The 21,532-nt window shown below is 67.5% G+C and carries 18 protein-coding genes and 1 pseudogene; 8 read left to right on the plus strand and 11 right to left on the minus strand.

Annotated elements, in window-relative coordinates:
- Nucleotides 1-13: 13 nt before the first annotated feature.
- Nucleotides 14-592 carry a cob(I)yrinic acid a,c-diamide adenosyltransferase gene (locus MZV50_RS08675; RefSeq protein WP_252634006.1) on the minus strand — a complete coding sequence of 193 codons (579 nt, stop codon included), beginning with the start codon at nucleotides 590-592 and terminating at the stop codon, nucleotides 14-16.
- A gap of 39 nt (nucleotides 593-631) precedes the next feature.
- On the minus strand, nucleotides 632-835 hold the full coding sequence (locus tag MZV50_RS08680) for a twin transmembrane helix small protein (protein ID WP_252634007.1): 204 nt from the start codon (nucleotides 833-835) through the stop codon (nucleotides 632-634).
- Between the two features lie 398 nt (nucleotides 836-1,233).
- Here MZV50_RS08680 and MZV50_RS08685 point away from each other — a divergent pair, with 398 nt between their 5' ends.
- From MZV50_RS08685 to MZV50_RS08695, 3 genes are all read left to right on the plus strand, one after another.
- A complete protein-coding gene (locus MZV50_RS08685) occupies nucleotides 1,234-1,458 on the plus strand; it encodes a hypothetical protein (protein WP_252634008.1) in 225 nt (74 codons plus the stop codon).
- Nucleotides 1,455-2,102 (plus strand): TetR/AcrR family transcriptional regulator, encoded by a 648-nt coding sequence (locus tag MZV50_RS08690; RefSeq protein ID WP_252634009.1) that lies wholly within the window; start codon nucleotides 1,455-1,457, stop codon nucleotides 2,100-2,102. Before MZV50_RS08685 ends, MZV50_RS08690 begins: the two co-directional genes overlap by 4 nt.
- Before the next feature lie 82 nt (nucleotides 2,103-2,184).
- Nucleotides 2,185-2,793, plus strand: coding sequence for a TetR/AcrR family transcriptional regulator (locus MZV50_RS08695; RefSeq protein WP_252634010.1), 609 nt, complete (start codon nucleotides 2,185-2,187; stop codon nucleotides 2,791-2,793).
- A gap of 37 nt (nucleotides 2,794-2,830) precedes the next feature.
- Here MZV50_RS08695 and MZV50_RS08700 read toward each other — a convergent pair whose 3' ends face one another.
- Nucleotides 2,831-3,874, minus strand: a complete 1,044-nt coding sequence (locus MZV50_RS08700; RefSeq protein WP_252634011.1) for an NAD(P)-dependent alcohol dehydrogenase — start codon at nucleotides 3,872-3,874, stop codon at nucleotides 2,831-2,833.
- A 198-nt stretch (nucleotides 3,875-4,072) separates the two neighbouring features.
- Between MZV50_RS08700 and MZV50_RS08705 the strand changes: the two genes are divergently transcribed.
- Complete coding sequence (locus MZV50_RS08705; protein WP_252634012.1) at nucleotides 4,073-4,981, plus strand: AraC family transcriptional regulator; 909 nt, start codon at nucleotides 4,073-4,075, stop codon at nucleotides 4,979-4,981.
- A 20-nt stretch (nucleotides 4,982-5,001) separates the two neighbouring features.
- Here the strand turns inward: MZV50_RS08705 and MZV50_RS08710 are convergent, their stop codons facing one another.
- The 6 genes from MZV50_RS08710 to MZV50_RS08735 all read right to left on the minus strand — a co-directional run bounded on the left by MZV50_RS08710 (nucleotide 5,002) and on the right by MZV50_RS08735 (nucleotide 11,965).
- Nucleotides 5,002-5,208, minus strand: a complete 207-nt coding sequence (locus MZV50_RS08710) for a hypothetical protein (RefSeq protein WP_252634013.1) — start codon at nucleotides 5,206-5,208, stop codon at nucleotides 5,002-5,004.
- A 109-nt stretch (nucleotides 5,209-5,317) separates the two neighbouring features.
- Nucleotides 5,318-7,534 carry a S9 family peptidase gene (locus MZV50_RS08715; RefSeq protein ID WP_252634014.1) on the minus strand — a complete coding sequence of 739 codons (2,217 nt, stop codon included), beginning with the start codon at nucleotides 7,532-7,534 and terminating at the stop codon, nucleotides 5,318-5,320.
- Nucleotides 7,535-7,599: 65 nt separating this feature from the next.
- Nucleotides 7,600-8,508 (minus strand): polysaccharide deacetylase family protein, encoded by a 909-nt coding sequence (locus MZV50_RS08720; RefSeq protein ID WP_443984422.1) that lies wholly within the window; start codon nucleotides 8,506-8,508, stop codon nucleotides 7,600-7,602.
- A 138-nt stretch (nucleotides 8,509-8,646) separates the two neighbouring features.
- Nucleotides 8,647-9,885 (minus strand): SGNH/GDSL hydrolase family protein, encoded by a 1,239-nt coding sequence (locus tag MZV50_RS08725; RefSeq protein ID WP_252634015.1) that lies wholly within the window; start codon nucleotides 9,883-9,885, stop codon nucleotides 8,647-8,649.
- A 256-nt stretch (nucleotides 9,886-10,141) separates the two neighbouring features.
- Nucleotides 10,142-11,356, minus strand: coding sequence for an MFS transporter (locus tag MZV50_RS08730; RefSeq protein ID WP_252634016.1), 1,215 nt, complete (start codon nucleotides 11,354-11,356; stop codon nucleotides 10,142-10,144).
- Between the two features lie 42 nt (nucleotides 11,357-11,398).
- A complete protein-coding gene (locus MZV50_RS08735) occupies nucleotides 11,399-11,965 on the minus strand; it encodes a helix-turn-helix transcriptional regulator (protein WP_252634017.1) in 567 nt (188 codons plus the stop codon).
- A gap of 118 nt (nucleotides 11,966-12,083) precedes the next feature.
- Between MZV50_RS08735 and MZV50_RS08740 the strand changes: the two genes are divergently transcribed.
- Both MZV50_RS08740 and MZV50_RS08745 read left to right on the plus strand, forming a co-directional pair.
- Entirely contained in the window at nucleotides 12,084-14,243 is a 2,160-nt protein-coding gene (locus tag MZV50_RS08740) for a TonB-dependent receptor (protein WP_252634018.1), read from the plus strand.
- A complete protein-coding gene (locus MZV50_RS08745; RefSeq protein ID WP_252634019.1) occupies nucleotides 14,243-15,343 on the plus strand; it encodes a PepSY-associated TM helix domain-containing protein in 1,101 nt (366 codons plus the stop codon). The genes MZV50_RS08740 and MZV50_RS08745 overlap by 1 nt, the downstream gene beginning before the upstream one ends.
- Before the next feature lie 6 nt (nucleotides 15,344-15,349).
- Here MZV50_RS08745 and MZV50_RS08750 read toward each other — a convergent pair.
- Nucleotides 15,350-15,445, minus strand: a pseudogene (locus MZV50_RS08750) (hypothetical protein); the annotation flags it as partial.
- Nucleotides 15,446-15,539: 94 nt separating this feature from the next.
- Entirely contained in the window at nucleotides 15,540-17,849 is a 2,310-nt protein-coding gene (locus MZV50_RS08755; RefSeq protein ID WP_252634020.1) for a TonB-dependent receptor, read from the minus strand.
- Nucleotides 17,850-18,077: 228 nt separating this feature from the next.
- On the opposite strand from MZV50_RS08755, the gene ettA reads away from it, so the two are divergent.
- Nucleotides 18,078-19,745: an energy-dependent translational throttle protein EttA gene (ettA, locus tag MZV50_RS08760; protein WP_252634021.1), complete on the plus strand. Its 1,668-nt coding sequence runs from the start codon at nucleotides 18,078-18,080 to the stop codon at nucleotides 19,743-19,745.
- A gap of 174 nt (nucleotides 19,746-19,919) precedes the next feature.
- Entirely contained in the window at nucleotides 19,920-21,527 is a 1,608-nt protein-coding gene (locus MZV50_RS26495) for a hypothetical protein (protein ID WP_289781910.1), read from the plus strand.
- Nucleotides 21,528-21,532: the final 5 nt, after the last annotated feature.

Genomic DNA, 21,532 nt, shown 5'->3' on the forward strand with positions numbered 1-21,532 from the left:
GCGGAGTTTGGATCTACCGCGTCGCACCCGGCTTCCACAGCACGTCCGCCTTGCCCTTGTCGTTGCTCCAGCGGGCGGCGACGAACAGTAGGTCCGACAGACGGTTCAGATACTTGATCGCCGGCTTGCCGACGATCTCGCCCTCGGTCCCCGACAGCGCCACGCAGGTCCGTTCGGCCCGGCGGCAGACCGTGCGCGCCTGGTGCAGGGACGCCGCCGCCGACGACCCAGCGGGGAGGACGAAGGAGGTGAGGGGCGCCATCTCGCCGTTCAGCAGATCGATCTCGCGCTCCAGCCGCTCGACCTGGCTGTCCAGGATGCGCAGCGGCTCCCACTCGGGCTTGCCATGCTGTTCGGGCGTGGCGAGATCCGCGCCCAGGTCGAACAGATCGTTCTGGATCCGCTCCAGGATCGGGTCGAGCACGCTGTCGTCCGCCGTGTGCTGGCGCGCCAGGCCCACGGCGGCGTTGGTCTCGTCGACCCCGCCATAGGCCTCGACCCGCAGCGACGCCTTGCTGACCGGCGCGCCGGTGGCCAGGCGCGTCGAGCCGCCGTCGCCCGTGCGGGTATAGATGCGGTTCAGCGTGACCATGCGGTGTGGATCCTCGTTGCGCGAACAGGCCCGCGACGCTTAAGCGCCCTTGCGCCACCAGAAGGCGGCCGCGACCAGCACGATGATGGCAATGAACTGCAGCAGCACGCGCAGCCGCATCAATTTGTTCGAATAGGAGCGACCGAAGTCGCCGCCCCGGAAAAGCGCGTAGAGACCCGCCGCCAGGGCGACCAGGACCGCGAGCAGCGCGGCGGGGACGAGGAAGTCGAAGACGTGGTTCATGGGCGCGGAAGATAGGCCGGGCGGACGGCCCGCGCCATAGAGGCCGGAGCCGTAAGGGGCTGTTCCGGCGATGAAAATTGTCACCGGTTTCCTAGCGTCGGCGCGCCCTAGCCTTAAGGGCGCGACTCAGTTCGCTGACCACCGTCCGTTGAGTCAATTCGCCGAACCTGTTCGGTGAGCGCATTTGTCACAGTGACGCTCCGACAACGCTCTCATATGTACAAACAACGCCATTGTTCGGCGATTTTAGTTCGATTTCGCGGTTGCAATAGCCTCCCCCTAGCGTTATTGCGCCCGCTTCCTATTTCTTAGTGTGCGTTCGTTGAACACGATCAACCTCCCCCACCGCGGATCGGTTCGACGCTTTTCCACCCCAGCGGGGAGCAGGAGATAACCGCATGAGCGCTCGCCTAGCGAACGCCGCCGCGCTCTCCGCGTCCGATCGCGAAGAAGCCATGGCTGAAGTCCGCCAGCTGATCACCGACCTGCGCGACGCCGCGCAGGATGGCCGTCACCTGGCCCGCCGCTACGCCGACGTCCTTCAGAACGTCGTCGATGAATATTGCACTGAATTCGAGAAGCGCGCCGAAGCCGCTCTCGCCCGCCTGGAGGCCGCCGCATGAGCTTTGTGTCCGTCAATATCGAGTCCGCCACCGACTCGCCGGTGAAGCTGACCCGCCGGGCCCTCGCCAAGCAGCGCACCCGTGAGCGTGTCCTGGCCGCCGCCCGTCGCCTGTTCAGCGAGCGCGGCTACGAAGGCGCCACCATCCGTGACATCGCCCAGGCCGCCGGCATGTCGACCGGCGCCGTGTTCGCCAGCTTCGCCGACAAGTCGGAGCTGTTCGAGGAAATCCTGACCGCCGACTACGAAGTCATCTACGCCCAGATGACCCAGGCCGCGCGCAACGCCAAGACCGTCGACGAAGCCCTGATGGGCCTGTTCGGCGTCGCCTACGGCTTCCACGTCGAGCAACTGCCACTGCTGCGCGCCAGCATCGCGGTGTCGTGGACCCGTTCAGAAGCCGCCGAGCGCCGCGCCCGTACGGACCTGAAGCACATCTTCCGCCTGATCGGCGAAGCTCTGCAGCGCGGCGTCGACGAAGGTCAGTTGAAGAAGGATATCGACGCTAAGCTCTTGGCTGAGATCACCTGGGACGTGTATGTCGCCAACTATCGCCGCGCCGTCTATGACGGTTGGTCGGTGGAGGCTCTGCTGGCGCGGCTTTCGGAACAACTGAAAGTCATCTTCGCGGGCGCTCGCGCTTAACCAAGTCCGGAGACCGCTCCGTTCGGGGGAACGGAGCGGCTTCGATTCAACAATGACGCTGGCGTGTTCGAGGGGGACGTGCGTGGGCGTAAGAGATGATCAGAAGGCCGCGACGCGCGAGAAGGTTCTCGACGCCGCGCGTGACCTGTTCAACGAGGTTGGCTACGACGAGACCACCATCCGCGCCATCGCGGAGCGGGCGAGGGTCTCGGTCGGCAGCGTGTTCACCACCTTCGCCTCCAAGGCGGAGGTGCTGAGCCATGTCATGGATCATCGCCTGACCGAGCTCTACGCGGAGTTCGACCGGGTGGTGCCGTTCCTGCGGGGCAGCACGGCCGATCGCCTGTGCTCGATCTTCGCCATCCACTACGAGTTCGAGACCCGGCGGGTGAAGTTGTTCCTCGCCCACGTGGCGTCTTCGTACAATCCCAACAACGACCCGGGCGTCACGCCCTACGGCCGCAATCCGCGCCTGACCCAGATGCTGCTGGACGTCCTGGAAGAGGGCGTGCGCAAGGGCGAGGTGCGGGACGACCTGGACCTGCGCCTGATCGTCGACACCCTGAAGGCCGCCTACGCCTGGAACTACCGCATGACCGCGGCGGCCGGCGGAACCGTGCCGGCCGCGGAGATGTCGGCGGTGATGGACAAGCAGATCGCCGTGATCGCCGAGGGCTGGAAGCCGCTGTAGCCCCCTCTCCCGCGAGGGGAGAGGGGAGGCGACGTCCCTACAGCGTCGCCATGTCGATCACGAAGCGGTAGCGCACGTCGCTCTTGTGCATGCGCTTGTAGGCCTCGTTGATCTTGTCGATCGCGATGACCTCGATGTCGGCGACGATGTTCTTCTCGCCGCAGAAATCCAGCATCTCCTGGGTCTCCTTGATCGAGCCGATCATCGAGCCGGCCAGGGTGCGGCGGCCGGGGATCAGGGCGAAGGCGTTCAGCGTCGCCGGCTCTTCCGGCGCGCCGACCAGAACCATGGTCCCGTCGACCTTCAGCAGGCCCAGATACGCGCCCCAGTCCAATGGGGCCGAGACGGTGCAGATGATCAGGTCGAACGTGTCGGCGAGGGTCTCGAAGGTCTTAGGGTCGTTGGTGGCGTAGTAGTGCGACGCGCCCAGCTTCAGACCGTCGGCCTGCTTGGACAGGGTCTGGCTCAGGACCGTGACCTCGGCGCCCATGGCGTGGGCCAGCTTGACGCCCATGTGGCCCAGGCCGCCCATGCCCAGGATCGCGACCTTCTTGCCGGGGCCGGCGTTCCAGTGGCGCAGGGGCGAGTACAGCGTGATGCCGGCGCACAGCAGCGGGGCGGCGGCGTCCAGAGCCAGGTTGCCCGGGATCGACAGCACGTAGTCTTCCTTGACCACGATGTGATCGGAATAGCCGCCATAGGTCGGGGTGTCCGAGCCGGGTTCGAAGCCGCTGTAGGTCAGGACGAGGCCCGGCTGGTACTGCTCGCGGTCCAGGTCGCGGGCGGCCTTGCAGGTGACGCAGCTGTCGACGAAACAGCCGACGCCGACGGGGTCGCCTTCCTTGAACTTGGTGACATTGGCGCCGACGGCGGTGACCACGCCGGCGATCTCGTGGCCGGGGACGATCGGATAGACGCTCTGGCCCCAGCCGTTGTCGACCATGTGGATGTCGGAGTGACAGACGCCGCAGTACTTGATCGAGATAACGACGTCGTCGGGATTGGGGTCGCGGCGTTCGAACGAGAACGGCGCCAGGGGCGCGCCAGCGGCGGGCGCCGCATAGCCTTTAGCGGTGGCCATTCGGAGTATTCCTTGGATCTTTGGAAGGACGATCGGGGAGGATCGAACGGCCGGAGACATGCCACGTGTCGCGACGACCGCGTTACGCCGATCCTGCAAAGCTCATGCACGATCCTGCAAAAGGTGGCGAAGACGGTTTTCCCGCCTCTGGCGCGGGCGTAGAACGACGACGTTCCGAACAGCTGGAAAACCAAGCCCTTGAGCGCATCCGACACCGCCGACGTCTATGCCGAGATCGCCCAGCTGGTCGCCCGTTACGCCAAGGACGACGACCCGGTCTCGGTGATCGACGGCCTCTATCTGACGCGGCGCTGCTCGCCCAGCGGCACGCTGCACGTCGACCAGCGTCCCTCGTTCTGGCTGGTGGCCGGCGGGCGCAAGTGCCTGACCGTCGGGGACGAGGAGATGCACTACGGGGCCGGCGACTGCCTGCTGGTGGCCTTGGACATTCCGGCGACCGCGCGGATCACCCAGGCCAGCGAGGCCGATCCGCACCTGTGCGTGGGCGTGGCGATCAACCCGGCTCGGCTGGCCGAACTGATCGGCCGCCTGCCGGAGCAGGCGTCGAAGACGCAGGGCGGCATGCGCGGCGTGGCGGTCACGCCCGCCTCGCGAGAGCTGCTGGACGCCACCCTGCGGCTGTTGCGGCTGCTGGAGCGGCCACACGACATCGCCGCCATGGCCCCCTTGATCGAGCAGGAGATCCTCTATCGCCTGCTCAGCGGACCCTGCGGCGCGCGTCTGTTACACATCGCCATGGCCGAGGGCCAGGGCCAGCGCGTCACCCGCGCGGTGGCCTGGCTGCGCGAGCATTTCGCCCAGCCGCTGCGCATCGAGGCCCTGGCCGAGCACGTGGGCATGAGCGAGAGCTCGCTGCACCATCACTTCAAGGCGGTCACCAACATGACGCCCATGCAGTACCAGAAGCAGTTGCGGCTGTATGAGGCCCGTCGCCTGATGCTGGCCGAAGGGCTGGACGTCGGCGCGGCCGGCTACAGCGTCGGCTATCAGAGCCCGTCGCAGTTCAGTCGCGAGTATCGCCGCCTCTATGGCCTATCGCCGGCCCGCGACGTGGAGGCCCTTCGCTCACCGCTGGCGGCGGAGTAGGGCGTGTCGGGCTCTGCGATCTAGTGCAGCGTGGCGCCGGGCGGCATCCAGTTGGTGAAGGCCCGCGCCTCCTGGGCGTCTCGCGCCTCGGCGTGGGCCATGTCTTCCAGCGCCATCGCCGCCAGCAGCCAGTCCTCGAGTTCGGCGGCCGTGGCGTGGCCTTGCTCGATCGCTTGCTGCATGACGTCGATCAGCCAGTCGACGGTTTCGTCGGTCGTCTTGGTCATGGCGCTATCCTCGTTAACCCTGAAGATAGCCACGGCCTGGCTTGAAGGCTCTGCGACATAAGGTCGGAGGCTGGCGCGCCCTTCGCGGGGCGAAGGGCGCCCGCGCGGACTACTGGCCCTTCAGCTTGCGGTCGAAGAACTCCAGGTGCGTCTTCAGCACGCTGAGGCCCTTGGTCTTGCTGCGCGGCGCGCTGTGGCGCTCGCCGGGATACAGCGCCATCTCGAATGGGATGGCCTTGGCCTGGAGGGCCGAGATCAGCCGGGTGCTGTTCTCGAAGATCACGTTGTCGTCGGCCATGCCGTGCAGCAGCAGCAGGCTGCCAGGCTTCAGCTTGTCGATCCGGGTGTTGAGGTCGGAATAGGCGTAGCCGGCCTTGTTCTCGTCCGGCTTGCCCATGTAGCGCTCGGTATAGGCGGTGTCGTACAGGCTCCACTCGGTGGGCGGAGCGCCGGCCGCGCCGGCCTTGAAGGGGGTGTTGTCGGCGGTCATCAGCATCAGGGTCATGAACCCGCCGTACGACCAGCCCATCACGCCCATCTTGCCCGCGTCGACATAGGGCAGGCCGGCCAGGAACTTGGCGCCCAGCAACTGGTCCTCGACCTCGACCGTGCCGAGGTTGCGGTCCAGGGCGCGCATAAACTTGGCCGAGCGGTTGCCGCTGCCGCGGTTGTCCACGCGGAAGATAACGTAGCCGGCTTCCAGATAGGTGCGCTCGGACGGGCTCTGCCAGTTGCGCTTCACCTGCTGGGCGTGGGGGCCGCCATAGACCGCGAGGATGGCCGGATACTTCTTGGCCGGGTCGAAGCCCTGCGGCTTGAGGATCTCGTAGTGCAGGGTCTCGCCATCCGAGGCCTTCAGCGTCCCGTATTCCGGAACCGGCAAGGTCGAGGCGTAGGGCCAGTAGGGATGGCCTTCAGCCAGCCGGTTTTCCTCGATCCAGCGCACGCGCTTGCCGGCGTTGTCGTAGAGCGCGGTCTGGGGCGGGGTCTTGGGGTCCTCGTAGGTGCCGGCGAAGGCGCCGCCGCTGGCCGCTACCTTGGCCGACCACCAGCCGCCGGCCGGGGTCAGGGCCTTGGGCCTGCCTGGCTTCGCATAGCTCACTTCGTAGAGGCGGCGTTCCAGTGGGGTGTCCATCGAGGCGGTGAAGATCGCCACCTTGCGCGCCTCGTCGACGCCTTCGAGGGCCGACACCGGCCAGTCGCCCTTGGTCAACTGCGCGATCAGCTTGCCGTCGGCGGCGTGGCGATAGAGGTGGTTGTTCCCGTCCTTCTCGGACGACCACAGGAACGTGCCGTCCTTCAGGGGCGTGAAGTCGTCGCGCGCCTCGACCCAGTGCGGATCGGTGTCGCTCAGGATGGTCTTGCCCGCGCCGGTGGCGGCGTCGAAGGCGATCAGGTCCAAGGTCTTCTGGTCGCGCGACAGGCGCTGGGCGTAGACGGTCTTGCCGTCGGCCGACCAGTCGACGCGGGCCAGGTAGATGTCCTGGTTCGCGCCCAGGTCCAGCTTGCGGATCTGGCCCGAGGCCAGGTCACGGACATAGAGCTCGACCACGGCGTTGGGGCGGCCGGCGCGCGGATAGCGTTGCTCGACCACGGTGGCGCCGCGCGGGCCGATGTCGGCGCGCGGCACGATGTCGACGGTGCTCTCGTCGACGCGGGTGTAGACGATGCGGCTCTCGTCCGGGCTCCACCAGTAGCCGGTGAAACGATCCAGCTCCTCCTGCACGACGAACTCGGCCGTCCCGAACGACAGGGCGTCCTTGCCCTCGGTGGTCAGGGCCGTTTCGGCCCCGCCCGACAAGGGCTTGATGTAGAGGTTCTGGTCGCGGACGTAAGACACGTAGCCGCCCTTGGGCGAGACCTTGGCGTCGACCTCGTCACCCGGGGTCTGGGTCAGGCGCGTGACCTTGCCGTCGGCGACGCTGTCCAGATAGAGGTCGCCGTCCAGCGGCACCAGGACAAAGCGGCCCTGCTTGTCCCAGCTGTACTCGACGATGCCGCGGGCCGAGACGCGGGCCCGTTCGCGGCGAGCCTTCTCGGCTTCCGATAGCTCCTTGGCGCCCGACGACAGGGCCGCGCTGTCGATCAGGCGATAGGGCTCGCCGCCCTTCACGTCGGCCGCCCACAGGTCCTGGACGTTGGCCGCCTCGGGCTTGGCCTTCAGATAGGTGACGCGCTTGCCGTCCGGCGACAGCGCCACGCCCTTGGCGGTCGGGCCCGACAGCGCCGGATCGGCGAAGATGCGTTCCGGGGTGAGTTTTTCCGCCAGGGCAGGGGTCGACAGGGCGAGGACGGCCGCGAGCGCCGTCAGCGAGGGGCTTTTCATGGCGCGGGACGCTATGCGCGAGCGGGGCCGTTGTCAGCAGGGAAGTTGTTTCAGCGTTGCAACGCCTACCGGCACATTTCCGAGACGGTCTTCAGGTCGATCGGCAGCGGCGGGACGGGCAGGCCCTTGGCCTTCAGCGCGTCCTCCAGCGTCGTCGGCTCGGGCGGCAGGCTGGGATCGATGTCCGTCCGATAGAACGGATGGCTTTCGGCCTTCTCCAGGGTCGTGAAGCCGAAACCCTTGTCCTGGTACAGCTGAAACAAGCGGTCGGCCATGCGGGCTTCGAAGGCGCCGCCGTGCATCAGCAGGACATAGGGAATGTCCTTGCCGTACAGGGTCTTGGCCATGTCCCGCGAGCGGTCGGCGACGGCGGCCGCGCCGTCCAGATAGATCTTCTCCAATTGTGCGATGGCGGCCTGGTCGCCCTTGGCCACGCACCGGGCGTAGGGATCGCTGAACGCCCAGTCGCCGAAGCTCATCGTCACGCTGGCGATCTTGTAGTGGTTGGCCGCCAGCCAGCCGCGCACGGCCAGACGCTTCTCGGGCGTGTCGCCCTCGGACAGGAACGGATAGCGCAGCCAGCGCCAATCCTGGTCGCCCATCAGGGCCTGCAGCATCGGCTCATTGCGGGCGATCTCGGCCGTGAACTGTTCGGGTGTCAGGCTGGCGAGGTTCGGGTGTGACCAGGTGTGGTTGCCCAGCGGCTGACGGGCTTGTCGCCACAGCGTCAGGGCCGCGCCGGAGCCGGGCTCGCGTTCGGTCTGGACGCCGTTGATGAAGCCGAACGCCGGCGCCTTGGCCTTGGCCGAGGCCCTCAACAGGTCAGTGGCGACCTGGGTGCGGGTGACCCCGGGCGGCAGCGCCGCGTGAGCCGGCAGGTCGTCCCAGGTGAAGGCGATGACGGGCCTGTCGGCGGCCCATGCCTGAGAGAGGGGGGCGGTGGCGCCCAGCACGGCCATACTCGCCACGATCACCCCAGTTCCCGTCTTCCCGGCGAAAGCCGGGACCCAGATCGAACCCAGAGTATTGGCGAGTTTGGCTGAGGTCTTGGGCGCGAACACGTCTGACTCCCTGGATGGATCTGGGCCCCGGCTTTCGCCGGGGAAATCGGACTACCTGTTGGTCTTGTCCGTATCGAACAGGCTCAGCGGAATCGCGTCCGCCATGGCCTTGTAGCCGGCCAGGTTGGGATGCAGGCCGTCATTGTCATAGGCCGGCAGCAGGAAGGTCGGGCGGGCCGGGTCGCGCAAGGCCTTGTCCCAGTCGACGACGCCATCGAAGTTTCCGGGCGCGCGGATGAAGGCGTTGATCGCCTGGCGGTCGGCCTCGCTCTCGGGGGCGGGGTGGTAATAGGCCGAGCCGGAATAGGGCAGGATGGTCGCGCCGATCACCTTGATCCCCCGCGCATGGGCGCGATCGATCATCTGGCGGTAGGCGGCGACGACCTGCTCGACCAGGGCTTTGTGCGCCTCCGCCGTGGCGGGTGCGTCGCGGGTCAGGACGCCCAGGTCGTTGACGCCTTCCAGCAGGATCACGTGGGTGACGCCAGACTGCGAGAGGACATCGCGCTCGAACCGGGCCAGGGCGTTGGGGCCCAGGCCGTCCAGCAGGACGCGATTGCCGCCGATGCCTAGGTTCAGGACGCCGATGTTCCGGCCCTTCAGCCGGTCGACGAGGCCGTCGGTCCAGCGCAGGTTGGTGTCGGGCTGCACGCCATAGCCGTCGGTGATGCTGTCGCCGAACGCGACGACGGCCCGCGCCTTCCTGTCCGGGACGACGTCGACGCTGGAGATCTGGAACCAGCGGTCGGCGGTCTTGGCCCCTGGCAGGTCGGCGTCGGCCGTGTGGTCGCCGGCCAGGACATAGGAAGTCGCCCGCGAGCCGGGGTGGCCGGTCTGGACGCTGGGCGCGGCGGCGTAGTGCAGGCTGATGGCCAGCGAGGTCAGCGGCGCGACCTTCAGCATGACCGGGTCGGACCAGTAGTCGGCGCCGGCGGGAATGGTCACCTCGCCGCGACCCGAGAAGGTGAGCGCGCGGTCGGTGGCCGGGTCGATGCGGGCGGAGTTCAGCGCCGCCGACACCGCGACGCGGGCGGCCTTGATCGTCAGCGGCTGGGTCCCGAAGGCGTTGGACAGGCGCACGCGGATCTTGTCGCCGCCGATCGACAGCCGAACGACCTGGCGCAGGGTGGCGTCGGGATAGTCCTGCGGATCGAGGCTGTTCTTGGCGTCGGGGGCCAGCTGGGCGCTGGCCCAGGCGCCGACCCACTTGGGGGTCTGGGCATGCGCGGGCAGGGTAAGCGCCAGGGCCAGGCCGAGGGCGGCGAAAGCAGGCCGCGCGAGCATCTTCATCGACGTTTTCTCCCGCTCCGACTTGTTGCCGGTAGCGGTAACATTGGTATGACCTCCGGGCCTTGTCGTAAAGCGCCGAGGCAGAAAAGTGCGTCAGGTCGCCGCGTTCGATAAGAATCGCTTGCACCTGCACCCGTGTTAGCGCTACCAACATCCCGTGAGGTGCCGAGCGCCTCTGCCCTTCCTGGGCGTTTCCTCCCTATAACTTTCAGCCCGGTCGTTTGGCCGGGCTTTTCTTTTGCCCGGACTCCTGGCTTCAGGCGGCGGTTTCCGGGGCGAGAAAGGCCTCGTCCTCGGGCGATTTCGCGCGGCCCAGGCGCTCTGCGGTCAGGATCGCCGCCAGCATGGCCAGCGCCAGGACGGCGACGCAGACGCCCAGGCCCTGCCAGCCCCACCGTCCCACGACCAGCCCGCCCAGCGGTGGACCGATCAGCGCGCCGCCGGCGCCGAACTGGGTCAGGAGGCCGTTGGCGGCGGCGATACGCGGATCGTCGGGCGCGGTCGCGCCGGCCAGGCCCGGCAGGCGGGCGAAGACCAGCGGCGAGGCGATCCCGCTCAGCAGCAAGGCCAGGCCCGCCACCAGGGTGACCGCCACGGCATCGCCGGCGACCGACGGATGGAAGATCAGGGGCGCGATCACGGCCGTGGCCAGCAGCGCCGGAACGACCGTCAGGACCACGCGGCGCGGCGCGGACGGTGCGCCGTGCAGGATCCGCACCGCGATGGCCGAGGCGGGCAGGGCGGTTAGCGAAACGAGGCCCGTGGCCAGGCTGGCGCCGGACAGCGACGCGCCCACCCGTTCGATCAGGAAGCTGGGCAGCAGCATGGTCAGGGCGCAGACGAAGACGGTGTAGAGGCCGAAGCCGAAGGTCACGACCACGGCCGCCGGACGCGGCAGGACCATCCTGGCCGCGCCGCGAACGCCCGCGCCCTGCCGCGCCGCCGCGACCAGGCCTAGGGCGCACAGGCCGGCCCACAGAAGGAGCGCGGTCTTGGGGCTGGTCAGGGCGACGGCCACGCCGGTCACGCCGCTGCCCAGGGCGACGCCGACCGGGACGAAGGTGCTCCACAGCGCCAGGGCCGCTCCGCGAATGCGCTCGGGGGCGATGGCGACGATCATGGTCGGGGCGGCGATCACCACCAGCACATAGCCCAGCCCCTCGACCGCGCGGGCGGCGAACAGCAGGGCGACGTTGGGCGCCAAGGCCTCGACGACGCTGCAGGCCAATAGCACGGAGAGGCCCGCCAGCAGGAAGCGGCGGCCGCCGAACCGGCCCAGGGCCAGGCCGCCGACCATGCCGAACACCGCGCCGCCGATCTCCAGCAGCGACACCAGCAGGCCGACCTGGGCCAGCGACAGGTGGAACGTCTCGCGCAGCGCCGGCGCCAGGACGGCGATCTTGGGCAGCTGCGCGGCGGCCAGCACCCCGATCAGCCAGAGCGCGACGATGTTCAGCCATGTCCGGATCATGCCGCTGCATAGGGCGGTCCGCCCGCGCGCGACACGTAAAAATTATGCGTCGACGCCGTCCAGGCTGCCCAAGGTGGTGGCCAGGCGTCCGATCCGGCCGTCCGACAGCGGAATGGTTTCCCATTGCAGCAGGCCCGGCTGGACCGGGACCTCGGCGCTGCCGTTGGCGCCGGTGCGGAAGCAGGTCCGCTGGTAGGGCCGTTCGAACCAGCCGCTGTCGGCCAGGCCGTCCTCGGCGGCGGCGATCTCGGGACTGGCGAAGCGCCAGAGCGAGGTGTCGAGATAGGTCCCGAGGTCGATATTCCAGGTGGCGGCGCGGACCGGTGAGGCGGCCAGCAGCCGGTGGGTGGCGTCGCAGACCAGATGCACGGACAGGGTGGAGCTCTCGACCAGCCGCTTGAGCACGGCGTCGCCGCGATGGTCGGCCCGCGCCGCGATCAGGGCGGTGATGCGCTGGCGATGAACCTCGTCCGGCGCCTGCGCGCCGCTTTCCCAGCGTGACACGGTCGCCTGCGAGACCGTCAGCAACTCGGCCAGATGGCCCTGCTTGACGCCGTTCAGGCGGCGGAACCGGCGCAGCGCTCGCCCGACGGGAAGATCGTGCAACATGTCCAAGCGTAGCCGGGGCGGGCGGCGGGGCCAAGCGTCGCCTTAATTTGATCGACGATATTGCAAATCAGTCGCAAAAGTTATACCCGCCGCCGGACCTTCGTTGTCCGGATCCGTCATGTCGTCTCACGTCCTTCGCGCCCATCGCCTCGCCGCCGTCTCGTTGTTGGCCCTGGCCTGCGCCACCGCCGCTCACGCTCAATCGGGAAGGGCGGCCGATACCGACGTCGACCAGATCGTGATCACCGCCGCGCGCACCAACCTGCCGGCCAGCGCCCTGCCGCTGACGGTGGACGTGGTCGACAACGAGGCCCTGTCGCAGCAGGTGGCGGTCAGCGGTTCGATCGTCGACGCCATCTCGACCCTGTCGCCGTCGTTCTCGCCCACGCGCCAGAAGCTGTCGGGCGCGGGCGAGACCCTGCGCGGCCGCTCGCCGCTGTACGCGATCAACGGCATCCCGCAGTCGACCCCGATCCGCGACGGTTCGCGTGACGGCTACACGATCGACCCGTTCTTCATCGACCGCGTCGAGCTGATCTACGGTTCCAACGCCCTGCAGGGCATCGGCGCCACCGGCGGCGTGGTCAACCAGGTGACGGTCGGTCCGCCCAAGGAAGACGGCGTCTCGGGCAAGATGCTGGTCCAGTCGACCCTGGCCGGCAAGCTGGGCGACGCGGTCGGCGGCAAGGTCGCGGGTCTTGTCGGCTGGCGAGACCAAGCCTTCGACGCCACTGTGGGCGTCGCCTATGACGCGCGCGGCGCCTTCTATGACGCCCATGGCCGCCGCATCGGCATGGACAACACGCAAGGCGACGTCCAGGATTCCAAGACCCTGTCGATCTTCGGCCGCTTCGGCTGGCAGATCGCGCCCAGCACGCGCCTGGACGTCGTCGCCAACCGCTTCGAGCTGAAGGGCGACGGCGACTATGTGACCGTCACCGGCACGGCCGCCGCGCCGACCGATGGCAATCGCGCCACCCGCCTGCCATCGACGGCCTATCGCGGCGTCGTTCCCGGCACGCCGGCCTCGGGCCGGGTCGAGACCCTGTCGGCCGCCTTGGTCGATGACGACCTGTATGGCGGCGTGTTGAACGCCCAGGTCTTCTTCAACCGCACGCGCGACACGTTCGGCGGCGACAAGAACGCCACGTTCCAGGACGTCAGCATCGCGCCGTCGGGCACGCTGTTCGACCAATCCTCGAACCGCTCGCGCAAGCTGGGCGCGCGGGTCAGCTACGAGCGCGCCGTTCCCGGGATCGAGGGCCTGACCGCCACCGCCGGCCTCGACGCCCTGACCGACACGACCTCGCAGGTCCTGACCGCCACCGGCCGCGCCTGGGTGCCGCCGACCAAGTTCCAGAGCGTCGCGCCCTTCGTACAGGGCAACTACGCCCTGTTCGACGGCAAGCTGCGCCTGGCCGGCGGCGTGCGTTTCGAGAATGTCGAGCTGAAGGTCGACGACTTCACGACCCTGGCCTTCTACGGTTCGCGCAAGGTCGGCGGCGGCCATCCCGACTTCAAGGCGACCCTGGCCAACGGCGGGGTGGTGTTCGAGCCGGCCAAGGGCGTGCGCCTCTACGGCAGCTACGCCGAGGGCTACACCGTGCCGGACGTCGGCCGCATCCTGCGGTCCATCAATGTCGCCAATGTCGACGTCGACACCTACCTGGCCGTCGAGCCGATCGTGTCGAACAACCGCGAACTGGGCGCCGAACTGAAGCGCGGCCCGTTCGACGCCAGCGTCGCCTATTTCTGGTCCTCGTCGAAACTGGGTCAGCTGCTGGTCAAGAACGCCGGCGGCATCTTCGACGTCCAGCGCCAGCGCGTGGCGATCGAGGGCCTCGAGGTCAATGTGAAGGCCAGGACGCCGGTCTCGGGCCTGGAGCTCTCGACCGGCTACGCCCGTCTGCGCGGCAAGACCGACACCAACGCCGACGGCAAGACCGACACCGACCTGGACGGCGCCAACATCTCGCCCGATCGCCTGAACCTGGCGGCCGACTATCAGACGGGCAAGTGGGCCCTGCGCGCACAGATGCAGAAGTACATCTCGCGCAACATGCAGAACACGCTCGTGAAGGACGACTTCGAGGGCTACACGGTCGCCGATGTCTTCGTGCGCTACGCCCTGCCGGTCGGGGCCGTGTCGCTGGGCGTCCAGAACCTCTTCGACAAGCAGTACCTGACCTACTACTCGGACACGACCTTGCCGACCAAGGACAAGATCTATGCCGGCCGCGGCCGCACCGCGACGATCGGCTGGGAAGCCCGCTTCTGATGAAGACCCTGCGCCTGCTGCACCGCTGGACCGGCGGCCTGATCGGCCTACTGCTGGCGCTCCTGGGTTTCACCGGCGCGCTGCTGGTGCACGAGGACGCCTTCCTGCGCGCCACCGTGCCCCATGCCGCCGACGTTCAGCGGCAGGACACCGCGACCCTGGCGGCGATGGCGACCAAGGTCTTCGCCCAGCAGGATCGCCCGCGCTCGGTCGTGCTGGCGACCCAGCGGCTGGGTGTGCACCGCCTATATTACAAGGATGAGCGGGGAGCCTATGTCGACCAGGACGGCGGCCCCGTCCTGGCCTGGACCTCGAACTGGGCGCGGCCCGAGGCCTGGCTGTTCGATTTCCACCACCACCTGTTCAACGGCGACGCGGGCGAGATCGTCGGCGGCGTCGCCGGTCTGGCGGGCCTGGGCTTCGTGGTCACGGGCCTGATCCTGTGGTGGCCGACGCGGCGGATGTTCCATGTCCGCGCCTGGCCCCGGATGATGAAGCGGGCGGCGATCGTCCACCATCACCGCGACCTGGGCGTGCTGGTCGCGCCGCTGCTGATCCTGTCTCTGACCACCGGCGCGGCCATGAACCTGAAGTGGTTCTCGCAGGCCCTGCGCGCGCCGTTCACGCCGCCGGCGGTGATGGAAAAGGCCTCTGCCGCGCCCAAGATCAAGGGCGGCAAGCTGGCCAGGGATCTGGATTGGGCGACGGTGATCGGTCAGGCCCAGGCCCGCTTCCCCGGCGCCGAGGTGCGGACCCTCGGCCTGCCCGCGAAGAAGGACGGACTGATCGCCATCCGCCTGCGCCAACAGGCCGAGTGGCTGCCCAACGGCCGCAGCATGGCCTGGTTCGACCCGGCGACGGGCAAGCTGGTCGCCAGCCGGGATGGCCTGGCCCAGCCGCTGGGCGCGCGTATCGCCAACGCCGACTATCCGCTGCATGCGGCCAAGGTCGGCGGCCTGGCCTATCGCCTGGTGATGACGGTGTCGGGCCTGGCCCTGACCCTGCTGGGCACGCTGGCGGTGGTGACCTTCTGGGGCAATCCGGCGGGAACGCCCAAGCGGCGGAAGAAGGCGGCCGCTAAGCCGGCGCCAGCGATCTAGGCCAGGCTACGGCTGATACTTGCCCCCTCCGCGCCTTCGGCGCTCCTCCCCCGGAGGGGGAAGAAGGTCAGTGCGCACCTTCCGCCCCCTTTGGGGGCGGACGACCGCGAAGCGGTCAGGTGGGGGCTGGGGCGTCGGCCGAAAAAACGGCCGGGAGGTTCCCCTCCCGGCCTTCGTCGTTTGATCTCGGAAGATCCTAGAACGTCTTCTTCACCGACAGGTAGAATTGACGCGGCGCGGCCGGCAGGACCGTCATGGCCTCGCCGTTCGGATCGCTGTTGACGAAGCCGCCCGAGCCGATGGTCGAGATGTAGTCCTTGTCGGTCAGGTTGGTGATGTTGGCCTGGATCTCCAGGCCCTTGCCCCAGCCCTCGTCGCCGAAGCGATAGCCCAGGGTCAGGTCGGCCACCGTGGTCGAGGGCGCCAGGCCGCCGATGTTCTCGTAGGTGTAGTAGCGCTTGTCGGTATAGGCCAAGCCCAGCTTGCCGAAGAAGCCGGCCTGGTCGAACGCCAGCTCGCCCTTGAAGATGTTCTTGGGCGTGTTGACGACGGTCTTGCCCTTGGTATGGGCCTTCAGCGTGCCGTCCTGGGCGACGACGTCGTCTTCGTACTTGGAGTCGTTGTAGGTGTAGGCGCCGTAGAGGCTCCAGGCGTCGGTCAGGCGATAGGTGCCCGCCAGTTCCAGGCCCTTGGTCTCGACCGAGCCGACGTTCGACAGCACCGGGGCGTTGCCCTGGATCGACGAGCCTTGCTGGATGGCCAGAATGCGGTTGTCGAAGGCCACGTGATAGACGGCGGCCACGCCCTGGAAGCGCTCGGTGCGATAGCGGGCCCCGCCTTCGAAGGTCTTCGAGCTTTCCGGCTTCAGCTTCGTGGCGACGTAGTTGACGTTGTCCTGGTTCAGCGAGCTGAACGGACCCGAGGTGGCCGCCGAGACATAGGCGCCCATGTTCTCGGTATAGCCGCCGAACACCTCGAAATCAGGCGAAGCTTTCCAGACGAAGCCGGCCTGGGGCAGGAAGTTGTCCTTGCTCTCGATCTCGCCCGCCAGCGGGTTGCCGACCACGGTCTGGACGTTGTTGGTCACCTTGATCGACTTGAAGCCGAAATTGACCTTGAAGGCGTCGCTGATCGTCCACTCGTCTTCCAGGTGGCCGGTCGTGGTCTTGGTCTCGAACCTGTACTGCCACTGGGTGACGAACGGGTTCGACTGGAAGTCCAGCGGATCACGCGACGGCGCGGCGGCGGTCTCGGCGTAGAAACGGCGAGCCTGGTTGAAGTGGTTGATCTCGTGCCAGAAGCCGCCGCTCAGGCGGTGCGCGCCGACGTCGACCGTCAGGCCGGCGATGATCCCGCCGCGGTCGATGTCATACTCTGTGGTTCGGATCGACAGCGGGGCGGCGGTGGAACCGGCCGTACCCCAGCCCGGGCTCGGAACATAGGGCGTGTACCACAGGCCCTGGCCCTTGTTCTTGTGCTGGTAGGCGGTGGCGTCCAGCTTGACCCGGTCGGTGAGGTCGAGGTTAAGCGACGCGCCGTAGAGGTCGTCGTTCCGCACGCCCGCGCCGGCGTAGTAGGCGTCGTCCACGGTCTTGAACGGCGCGGGAAGCGTGGCGCCCGGCGTGTTGTAGGCGGCGGCCGCCGCGATCGCCAGGCCCCAGTTCGGTTGGGTGTTGTCCCAGTCGCGGCCCAGGCGCTTGATCATGTCGAACGACAGATCCTGGTAGTCCTGCTCGCGGCGTTCCGAGCGATGATAAAAGCCGGTCAGGTCGCCGCGTCCGCCCAGCGGCATGACCAGCTTGGCGTCGTACTGGCGCTGCTTCTGCTCGCCGCCGCCCTTCCACTTGTCGGCCTTCTGGTCGGCGACCGAGATGTAGCCGCGCAGGCCGCCCAGCTGTTCGATCTCGCCGGTCTCGAAGCGACCGAACACGCGGTGCATGTTGTCCGAGCCGCCCGTGACGTCGATCTCGCCGCCCATCGTCGACTGCGGGTCGCGCGAGAAGAACTGCAGCGTGCCGCCCAGGTTCGAGGTCGAGGCGGTGCCCAGCGCGCCCGCGCCCTGGGCCAGTTCGACGCGACCGATGTTTTCCGAGGCGATGGCCCGGCTGATGTGCAGGCCGTTGTGGTTGCCGTAGCTCATGTCGCCCAGCGGCACGCCGTCCAGGGTGAAGCCCAGTTGGTTCTGATTGAAGCCGCGGATCGAGATGCGGGTCGACCACTCGTAGGCGCCGAACGCGTCGGCCGACTGGAAGGTGACGCCCGGCAGTTTGTCGATCGCCTTCAGGGCGCTGGTGCCGGCGGCTTCCAGGCCGATGGCGTCGTCCTTCAGCGTCTGGACCTGGCGGCTCTGGCCTTGGCCGATGACGATGACGGCGTCGACGTCGGTGTTCTCGGCGGGCGCGGCGGCCGGCGCGGCGGCGTCGGCGGTTTCGGCGGAGAAGGCCGGCGCGGCGGTCACGATCAGGAGCACGCCCGCGGCGGCCCCCAGCATCAGGTGGTTCTTCATAAGCTTTATCCCCTCGCCGACGCGGGGAAGCATCGGCTTGGGAAGCTCGGCTAACAGCGGTCGACGACGGGGCGGCGACGGTTCCATGTCGACTGTTCGACACTGGCGCGACGGCTTGATGACGGCTGGCCGCGAAGGATCCGTCCGCCGCGATTGCGCGAAGCCGCCCGGACCGCTATTTCAGCGCCCAATCCCCGAAACCCTCGTCCAGCGAGAACGCGAGCCCTCATGGCGCAGCAATACATTTTCCAGATGCAGGGCCTGACCAAGGCCTATCCCGGCGGCAAGAAGGTCTTCGAGAACATCTGGCTGTCGTTCTATTCCGACGCCAAGATCGGCGTGGTCGGCGTCAACGGCTCGGGTAAGTCGACCCTGCTGAAGGTCATGGCCGGCCTGGACAAGGAATTCTCGGGCGAGGCCAAGGCCGCCGACGGCATCAAGCGCGGCTACCTCCCGCAGGAGCCGGTGCTGGATCCGACCCTGGACGTCTGGGGCAACGTGATCGCCGACTGCGAAGACAAGAAGATCTTCGACAAGTACAACGCCCTCGCGGCCCAGCTCGGCGAGGAATACACCGACGAGCTGATGGAAGAGATGACCAAGCTGCAGGAGGTCATCGACGCCCGCGACCTGTGGGACATCGATTCCAAGGTCGAGATGGCCATCGACGCCCTGCGTTGCCCGCCCAACGACGCCAATATCGAAAGCCTGTCGGGCGGTGAGAAGCGCCGCATCGCCCTGGCCCGCCTGCTGCTCAGCAAGCCCGACATGCTGCTGCTCGACGAACCGACCAACCACCTGGACGCCGAGTCGGTGGCCTGGCTGCAGCACCACCTGGAAGAGTTCCCAGGCTGCGTCATCCTGGTGACCCACGACCGCTACTTCCTGGATCAGGTCACCAAGTGGACCCTGGAACTGGATCGCGGCAAGGGCATCCCCTACGAGGGCAACTACTCCGGCTGGCTGGAGCAGAAGCAGAAGCGCGTCGTCCAGGAGCAGTCGGAATCGGAAGCCCGCCAACGCGCGCTCACCCGCGAACTGGAATGGGTCCGCAGCTCGCCCAAGGCCCGTCAGTCCAAGTCGAAGGCACGTCTGGCCAGCTACGAGGAAATGGTCGCCGCGCAGGAGAACGCCCGCGCCGCCCAGACCCAGGCCCATATCCAGATCCCGCCCGGCCCGCGCCTGGGCAATGTCGTGCTCGAGGTCAACGGCCTGGAGAAGGAGTACGGCGACAAGGTGCTGTTCAAGGACCTGTCGTTCCGCCTGCCGCCGAACGGCATCGTCGGCGTCATCGGCCCGAACGGCGCCGGCAAGTCGACCCTGTTCAAGCTGATCACCGGCCGCGAACAGCCCGACCAGGGCACGGTCAAGGTCGGCGAGACGGTCAAGCTGTCGTATGTCGACCAGTCGCGCGACGCCCTCGACCCGAACAAGACCATCTGGGAAGAGATCAGCGGCGGCACCGACGTGATGGTTGTCGGCAAGCGCGAGATCAACAGCCGCGCCTATGTCGGCAGCTTCAACTTCAAGGGCGGCGACCAGCAGAAGAAGGTCGGCCTGCTGTCGGGCGGTGAGCGCAACCGCGTCCACCTGGCCAAGACCCTGGCCACCGGCGGCAACCTGCTGCTGCTCGACGAACCGACCAACGACCTGGACATCGAGACCCTGCAGGCCCTGGAAGAGGCCCTGGAAGAGTTCGCCGGCTGCGCCGTGGTCATCAGCCACGATCGCTGGTTCCTGGACCGCCTGGCGACCCACATCCTGGCCTTCGAGGGCGACAGCCACGTCGAATGGTTCGAGGGCAACTTCGAGATGTACGAGGAAGACAAGAAGCGCCGCCTGGGCGCCGACAGCCTGATCCCCAAGCGCATAAAGTTCCAGAAGTTCGCGCGGTAATCCGTCGTCGGACGAAGCTGGAAGAAGACCGGAAGGCGGTGGGGAAACCCGCCGCCTTTCCGCTTTTTGAGCTCAACCTCAAGTTTGACGAAACCCCGGCCGACCTCTACCCTGGTCGCGCTTGGGTAGTGGGGTGAGGGGCGGCGTTGCGTATCGATCTCGTGGACTGCGGCCATGGCGGATAATCCTGGCTACATCCAAGGCACGCCGCTCGACGACGTGCTGACCGGCACGGACCTCAACGAGTCCATCGAGGGCTTGCTGGGCAACGACCTCATGTACGGCAAGGGTGGCGTCGACCAGCTTTGGGGCGCGGGCGGCGACGACCTCTATGACGGCGGCGATGGCGATGACTACGCCCAGTTCTTCAAGTCGAACATCGGGATCCGGGTCGATCTGGCGATCAAGGGGCCTCAGAACACCAACGAGGGGCGCGATACCTTCGTCTCCATCGAAGGCATCCTGGGCTCGGCCTACAACGACGTCTTCAAGGGCGACGACGGCCCCAACGCACTCCACGGTTACGACGGCGACGACGTCATCGAGGGACGGGGCGGCGACGACTTTCTGGTCGGCGGCAATGGCGCCGACGAAATCCATGGCGGCGACGGCGCCGACGACATCACGGGCGGTAACGGAAACGATCGTCTCTATGGCGACGCCGGCGACGACCTATTCTGGGTCGAGTTCGGCGCCGACCTCTATGATGGCGGGACGGGCTCCGACAAAATCTTTTTCCCGGCCCCGACCGCCGGCGTCACCCTGGACCTAGCGCTGACCGAGCGGCAAGAACTGGCGCCCAGCATGGTGGCCACCTTGCTGTCCATCGAGAACGTCCAGGGCACGCAGTTCAACGACAGGATGCTGGGCAACGCGCAGGACAACACCTTCTGGAGCGAGGGTGGCGACGATGTCATCGATGGTCGTGGCGGCTATGACACGGTCCTGGTCTACGCCCGGTTCGAAGAGCTCAAGATCCAGTGGACCACGGACGGCTGGAAGGTCACCGACATCCGCGCCGGGTCGCCCCAGGGCGCCGATCTGTACCGGAACATCGAGAATCTGCAGTTCAACGGTGGGAGCATCTATCTCGGCGACGGCATGCCGCTGATCGTTGGCAATATCCTGCGCCTGAACGCGGACAAGGCCGCCAACTACGCCGCCGATCTCACCTTCGAGCTGAACCAGGAAACGCTCACGCCCCAGACGGCCTTGAACGAGGCGATCAAGACCGCGGCCGCGACGACCTCGGTCGCATCACTGGCCTACCAGTTCTTCACCGGAAAGATCCCGGGCCAGGCGGGAATTGACTTCCTGGTGTCGCCCACCGGTCCGAACCCGACCAACCTGAACAGCAGCTACTACGCCCAGTTCGACACCGTGAACCGCTACATCAACTTCGCGGTGAACCTGGGCAAGAACGGCGAGGGCAAGGACGCGTTCGCGGCCAAGTACGGCAGCCTCAGCCTCTTCGACGCGACCCGGGAGGCCTACAAGGCCATCTTCGGCGCGACCCCGACGGACGCCAAGATCCACGCCCTGATCGATACGCGCACCGATTATCTGGCCAGCTACGGCGGCGACGGCGCCGGCGGCATCGGGACCAAGGCGGCGATGGTCGGCTTCCTGCTGGCCGCCGCCGCGACCGAGGACGTCGGCGTCATGGCCCGCTCGAACGACGCCTGGCTGGCCGATCTCGCCGATGGCGAGGCGCCGTTCGCGGTCGATCTACTGAGCCCATCCAACGGCTACTACAAGGCCGATTTCATCTTCGGCGGCTGACGCCG

Source organism: Caulobacter segnis (assembly GCF_023935105.1).
GTDB lineage: Bacteria > Pseudomonadota > Alphaproteobacteria > Caulobacterales > Caulobacteraceae > Caulobacter > Caulobacter segnis_B.

Bases quoted from the DNA above. Each gene is read 5' to 3' on its own strand.
- MZV50_RS08690 (WP_252634009.1), top strand. From the start codon at position 1,455: ATGAGCTTTGTGTCCGTCAATATCGAGTCCGCCACCGACTCGCCGGTG.
- MZV50_RS08680 (WP_252634007.1), bottom strand. From the start codon at position 835: ATGAACCACGTCTTCGACTTCCTCGTCCCCGCCGCGCTGCTCGCGGTC.
- MZV50_RS08735 (WP_252634017.1), bottom strand. From the start codon at position 11,965: ATGTTGCACGATCTTCCCGTCGGGCGAGCGCTGCGCCGGTTCCGCCGC.
- MZV50_RS26495 (WP_289781910.1), top strand. From the start codon at position 19,920: ATGGCGGATAATCCTGGCTACATCCAAGGCACGCCGCTCGACGACGTG.
- MZV50_RS08740 (WP_252634018.1), top strand. From the start codon at position 12,084: ATGTCGTCTCACGTCCTTCGCGCCCATCGCCTCGCCGCCGTCTCGTTG.
- MZV50_RS08685 (WP_252634008.1), top strand. From the start codon at position 1,234: ATGAGCGCTCGCCTAGCGAACGCCGCCGCGCTCTCCGCGTCCGATCGC.
- MZV50_RS08715 (WP_252634014.1), bottom strand. From the start codon at position 7,534: ATGAAAAGCCCCTCGCTGACGGCGCTCGCGGCCGTCCTCGCCCTGTCG.
- MZV50_RS08730 (WP_252634016.1), bottom strand. From the start codon at position 11,356: ATGATCCGGACATGGCTGAACATCGTCGCGCTCTGGCTGATCGGGGTG.
- MZV50_RS08725 (WP_252634015.1), bottom strand. From the start codon at position 9,885: ATGAAGATGCTCGCGCGGCCTGCTTTCGCCGCCCTCGGCCTGGCCCTG.
- MZV50_RS08710 (WP_252634013.1), bottom strand. From the start codon at position 5,208: ATGACCAAGACGACCGACGAAACCGTCGACTGGCTGATCGACGTCATG.
- MZV50_RS08745 (WP_252634019.1), top strand. From the start codon at position 14,243: ATGAAGACCCTGCGCCTGCTGCACCGCTGGACCGGCGGCCTGATCGGC.
- ettA (WP_252634021.1), top strand. From the start codon at position 18,078: ATGGCGCAGCAATACATTTTCCAGATGCAGGGCCTGACCAAGGCCTAT.
- MZV50_RS08675 (WP_252634006.1), bottom strand. From the start codon at position 592: ATGGTCACGCTGAACCGCATCTATACCCGCACGGGCGACGGCGGCTCG.
- MZV50_RS08755 (WP_252634020.1), bottom strand. From the start codon at position 17,849: ATGAAGAACCACCTGATGCTGGGGGCCGCCGCGGGCGTGCTCCTGATC.
- MZV50_RS08700 (WP_252634011.1), bottom strand. From the start codon at position 3,874: ATGGCCACCGCTAAAGGCTATGCGGCGCCCGCCGCTGGCGCGCCCCTG.